Annotated in this window: 4 protein-coding genes, 1 tRNA gene and 1 pseudogene; 2 read left to right on the top strand and 4 right to left on the bottom strand. The window is 35.7% G+C overall.

The annotated features are described in order from the left end of the window. From A9G37_RS13255 to A9G37_RS10070, 4 genes and pseudogenes are all read right to left on the bottom strand, one after another. Positions 1-1,113: pseudogene (locus A9G37_RS13255) on the bottom strand (IS1182 family transposase); the annotation flags it as partial. A gap of 141 nt (positions 1,114-1,254) precedes the next feature. Next, positions 1,255-2,901: a chaperonin GroEL gene (gene groL / locus A9G37_RS10080; RefSeq protein WP_065575418.1), complete on the bottom strand. Its 1,647-nt coding sequence runs from the start codon at positions 2,899-2,901 to the stop codon at positions 1,255-1,257. A gap of 47 nt (positions 2,902-2,948) precedes the next feature. Continuing rightward, the gene (locus tag A9G37_RS10075; protein ID WP_034915350.1) at positions 2,949-3,242 is read right to left on the bottom strand and encodes a co-chaperone GroES; all 294 of its coding nucleotides are present in this window, start codon (positions 3,240-3,242) and stop codon (positions 2,949-2,951) included. Between the two features lie 149 nt (positions 3,243-3,391). Continuing rightward, on the bottom strand, positions 3,392-3,826 hold the full coding sequence (locus A9G37_RS10070) for an FxsA family protein (RefSeq protein WP_065575417.1): 435 nt from the start codon (positions 3,824-3,826) through the stop codon (positions 3,392-3,394). A gap of 158 nt (positions 3,827-3,984) precedes the next feature. On the opposite strand from A9G37_RS10070, the gene A9G37_RS10065 reads away from it, so the two are divergent. Both A9G37_RS10065 and A9G37_RS10060 read left to right on the top strand, forming a co-directional pair. Beyond that, positions 3,985-4,060: transfer RNA gene (locus A9G37_RS10065), tRNA-Phe, on the top strand. Positions 4,061-4,712: 652 nt separating this feature from the next. After that, positions 4,713-5,146: inovirus-type Gp2 protein (locus A9G37_RS10060; protein WP_065575416.1), on the top strand; the 434-nt coding region annotated here is incomplete at its 3' end.

Below are 5,146 nucleotides of genomic sequence, written 5' to 3'. Positions count from 1 at the left end.
TCTGCTTCCCAGATATGGCGTGTGATGACTTTCTGTGTATTTTTACTCTGTGTACACTGTGACAATAACGGACAGACTTTGCAGGTTGTTGCATCAGAATGATAATGACGATAACCTTCCCTGCTAATAGTTTTATATATTAATGTTTGCCCGTTTGGGCAAGTATAGGTATCGTTTTGACTGTTATAGATAAACTGCTTTTTTCTGATGGGATTCGCACCATGGGTGGGACGACGATAACCCAACACCGGATATATCTGCTCTGCCAGCAGTAAATGGCAAATGGGAGCCGTAAAATAACCCGCATCAAGACCGACACCAACCGGATTAAAGCCAAACCGCTCTAACTGGCGTTTTAATCGAGCCATGTAAGGCTGGGAATCATGATATTTCCAGCTGTGACATAGGTATCGGTAATTAAATTATGTTTGCCATCAACCGTTCGGTGATCTAAGTAGAAAAATCCTTTAGGCTTGCCTTCCCAATGCATAAAACCACTGTCCGGATCTGTTGTACTGAGTTTAACCTCCTTGTATTTCTCTACCGTCGATGGCTTTAAGGCTTTTTTCCGTTTAATTCTCTTTCTGCGTTGATGGCTTGATTAAGCGCATCAATATATTGACTGGGCTCAACAATACGTTGCTCATTACGTGCTTTGCCTTTATTGGCATTTGCTTTCAGGTGGTACTGTCCGTATATAAAACCCGACCACTTATCAACCCTTTGGCAATGGCCTGCTCAACAATATTATCAAAAATCTGTTGATAGATTTCACTGTCATTAAACCGAGGGCGACGATTTTGGCTGAGTGTTGAGGCGTCATCCCATTCCTAGAAACCAGCGGTAAGCTAAATTGACCTGAATTTCCTGAACCAGACGACGTTAACTGAGGATACCGAAAAGATACCCCAATAACATGATTTTAAACAGTCTGACCGGATCTTCTGCTGGACGACCATTATTAGGGCAATAAAGTGGTGCTACCGCTTCTCGAATAAATTCAAAATCAATGACTTTAGCTATTTTACGAACAAGATGATTTTGAGGGACAAGCGCATCTAGCGAGATTTGCTCTATTTTTTCTGGTGTCGCTGGAGTTGGTTTTTTTAGCATAGAAGAATTCCTCTTATAATGGACTCCTCTCTATTAGATCAAAGAACTCGCCAAAAAGCGAGCTCTTTGTCATCAATCTGAAACCACTCGCATAAACGAGTGGTTTGTATTGATAAGCTTATTTCGTACTGACGAAAAGAATTACATCATTCCGCCCATACCACCCATACCACCCATACCACCAGTAGCACCTAAGTCAGCCTTATCATCTTTAGGTAAATCAGTTACCATACATTCAGTTGTGATCATAAGGCCGGCAACTGAAGCAGCATATTGTAATGCACTACGTGTTACTTTAGTTGGATCTAAAATACCCATTGCAATCATATCACCATATTCTTCAGTTGCGGCATTGTAACCATAGTTACCTTTACCACCTTTAACGGCATTAACAACAACAGATGCTTCTTCACCACAGTTAGTAACGATTTGACGTAATGGAGCTTCCATCGCACGAAGCGCAACTTTGATACCAACGTTTTGATCTTCGTTTGCACCCTTAAGTTCTGAAATAGTAGTTGCGGCACGGACAAGAGCAACACCACCACCGGCTACAACACCTTCTTCAACAGCTGCACGAGTTGCATGTAATGCGTCTTCAACACGAGCTTTTTTCTCTTTCATTTCAACTTCAGTTGCCGCACCAACTTTAATTACAGCAACACCGCCAGCAAGTTTCGCTACGCGTTCTTGAAGTTTCTCTTTATCATAGTCAGAAGTTGATTCTTCGATTTGTTTACGAATTTGTTCAACGCGAGCATTAATTAATGACTCCTCACCAACACCATCAATGATAGTTGTGTTGTCTTTATTGATTACAACACGTTTTGCTTGACCTAAATCTTCAAGAGTTGTCTTTTCAAGTTCTAAACCAATTTCTTCTGAAATTACAGTACCCGCAGTTAAGATTGCAATATCTTGTAACATTGCTTTACGACGATCACCAAAGCCAGGAGCTTTAACAGCTGCAACTTTAACAATGCCACGCATAGTATTCACAACTAATGTTGCAAGTGCTTCGCCTTCAACATCTTCTGCAATAATCAATAAAGATTTACCAGCTTTAGCTACAGCTTCAAGCACTGGTAATAATTCGCGGATGTTAGAGATTTTTTTATCGGCTAATAAAATATATGGGCTATCTAATTCAACAGTTGCAGTTTCAGGTTTATTGATAAAGTATGGCGATAGGTAACCACGATCAAACTGCATACCCTCAACAACATCAAGCTCATCTTGTAAACCAGTGCCATCTTCAACTGTAATAACACCTTCTTTACCTACTTTTTCCATTGCCTGAGCAATTAAAGTACCAACAGTTTCATCAGAGTTAGCTGAAATTGTACCTACTTGAGCAATGGCTTTAGAATCAGCGCATGGTGCAGATAATTTTTTAAGCTCTTCAACAGCTGCAACAACTGCTTTATCAATACCACGTTTTAAATCCATTGGATTCATACCAGCAGCAACAGCTTTTAAACCTTCATTAACAATCGCTTGAGCAAGAACAGTTGCAGTAGTTGTACCATCACCTGCTGCATCATTTGCTTTAGATGCGACCTCTTTAACCATTTGTGCACCCATATTTTCGAATTTATCTTCTAATTCGATTTCACGAGCAACAGAAACACCATCTTTAGTAATGGTTGGTGCGCCAAAAGATTTATCTAATACTACATTACGTCCTTTTGGACCTAATGTTACTTTAACTGCATCGGCTAATACATTAACGCCTTTAAGCATTTTGGCGCGAGCGTCATTACCAAATTTCACATCTTTAGCTGCCATATTCGTATTTCTCCTAAATTCTGTATATAAATTAAATTAGTTGTCAGTTATGCTTGTACAATCGCTAAAATATCGCTTTCAGATAAGATAAGCACTTCTTCATTATCGATTTTCTCTGTTTTAACGCCGTATCCTTCATTAAAAATTACGATATCTCCTACTTTAACATCTAGCGGCTGTACTTGACCATTTTCTAAAATGCGACCATTACCAACAGCTAAAACTTCTCCGCGAGTTGATTTACCTGCTGCCGAACCAGTTAAAACAATACCACCAGCTGATTTTGATTCTACTTCTTTACGTTTAATGATCACACGATCATGCAATGGACGAATTTTCATTAGTTATCTCCTAGCACTAATTTTTAATTAAGATAATTATTAACAGAAATCATAGAATTATGATTTTTTTAATGTAGTGCACAATATATGGGGATTATTTTAAATTCTTCAAGAGAACAAATTTAGAAAAAAGTCTAACTGGTTATTTATTAATCATCTTTCTGTTTGAATTCACCCTCAATAATATCACCCTCTTGATAATGCATTTGTGATGAAGAAAATTTTGATCTTATTGGCATTTTTCGAACAATAAATTCCACGATATGATCTTGTACATGGGGTATTAATAAGATTGCACCTAAAATATCAGTTAAAAAACCTGGAATAAGCAAGAAAAAACCGGCAAAAAGCAAAGCTACACTTCTAATTACTTCATTTTTATAGCTTTGATTGTTAGCTATTTTTTGTTTCATAATACTAAGATTTTTCAATCCCTGAGTTTTAACTAACGAGAAACCAAGAATAGATGTTGCAATAATACAAATTAAAGCAAGAAAAATACCAATTGAATTAGCAACAGCTATGAAAAAGGTAAGTTCAAAATAAACATAAATAAAAAAGATAATAAAGCCAACAAATCGCATATATAATTCCTATAAGGATAAAAACATTTTATTAAAAATAATCTTTTAATATAAAGATGATTAGCTATTTTTCAACCAAACAATATATATTTTAAAAAAAATATTATAAAAGGGATTGACTGATAATCACTAATCGTGTTTAATGTGCATCCATTGTTGCCCGGATAGCTCAGTCGGTAGAGCAGGGGATTGAAAATCCCCGTGTCCGTGGTTCGATTCCGCGTCCGGGCACCAATCACCAAATTCTAAGACCTGCTTCTAGCAGTTTTTTTTATGTCTAAAGCCTTTTCAGATAAGACTTTCACTAAGATTCACTACTCAATCGAGTTCAACTGAAATCACCCCAAATCAAGCACGATTTCGGATACAAACCCGGATACATTTGGTTCGATAATGACGTGTATCCATAAAATGGCTTTAAAGCCTTTGTTTGCAAGGATTATAGAGAATTGCTTGCCAAGTGATTATGTGTTCATTATTTGTACTATTACTTTCAATTAATACCGTTACTACTTTATTCTTTTTGTAAATATTTATTTACATTACGCTGGTTGTTTGATCATAAGATAATTATGCAGTATTCATCTCCACCCATTCATATTCTGATGAATTGATCGTTTTATGAGAATAAGATTCTTACGTTAGCGTTTCACTATTTTACAAAGTCAAATATTAATTTTTATCGAATGTTTTCGATGTTTTATTGAGACTAAAGACAAGATAAAAAAATAATCATTAAAGGTTAATTAATATTATTATATAAAAGAAAATTATTAGATAAATAACACCAATAACAGACTATCTGAGTAAACCATCAGTTACTAAAACAGTAAAAAAATAATCTTGCTCCTTATCAAATAACTCTAATTTGATAAGGAGCAACTAAATGCAAAATAAAAATTTTACTATTAATAAACAACTCAATGATCAACTCATTGCACACCTAAATAATCTACAAGATAGATACTCAAAAATTTTACCGATTCGAATCGACATTCATTATGCTAAAGATGATGAGTTCAATACTGATATTGAAACAACCAAAAAAGAAATAATGTACTTCCTTTATCAAGCTATGCAATTTGAACTTGATATTATAGGGTATGCTGTTGTTATGGAATTTAATCAGAATGAACATATCCATTTTCATTCTGTTTTTTATGTAAATGGTCAAAAAAGACAAAAATACTATCCTATTTACGTTGCACTGGAACGTGCATGGTATGAACTGACTAAAGGTTATTTGTATGATTGCCAGCGGAATAATTATCGTATTAATGGGCTAAGGATGATAAATCATCACGATGATGAAGCGTTTCA

This window comes from Gilliamella sp. GillExp13 (assembly GCF_001690815.1).
GTDB lineage: Bacteria > Pseudomonadota > Gammaproteobacteria > Enterobacterales > Orbaceae > Gilliamella > Gilliamella bombi.
Note: the sequence above shows the minus strand (reverse complement) of the source record. Positions and strands in the feature narration are given on the sequence as shown.

Coding starts and splice junctions, on each gene's coding strand:
- A9G37_RS10075 (WP_034915350.1), bottom strand. CDS start 3,242: ATGAAAATTCGTCCATTGCATGATCGTGTGATCATTAAACGTAAAGAA.
- A9G37_RS10070 (WP_065575417.1), bottom strand. CDS start 3,826: ATGCGATTTGTTGGCTTTATTATCTTTTTTATTTATGTTTATTTTGAA.
- groL (WP_065575418.1), bottom strand. CDS start 2,901: ATGGCAGCTAAAGATGTGAAATTTGGTAATGACGCTCGCGCCAAAATG.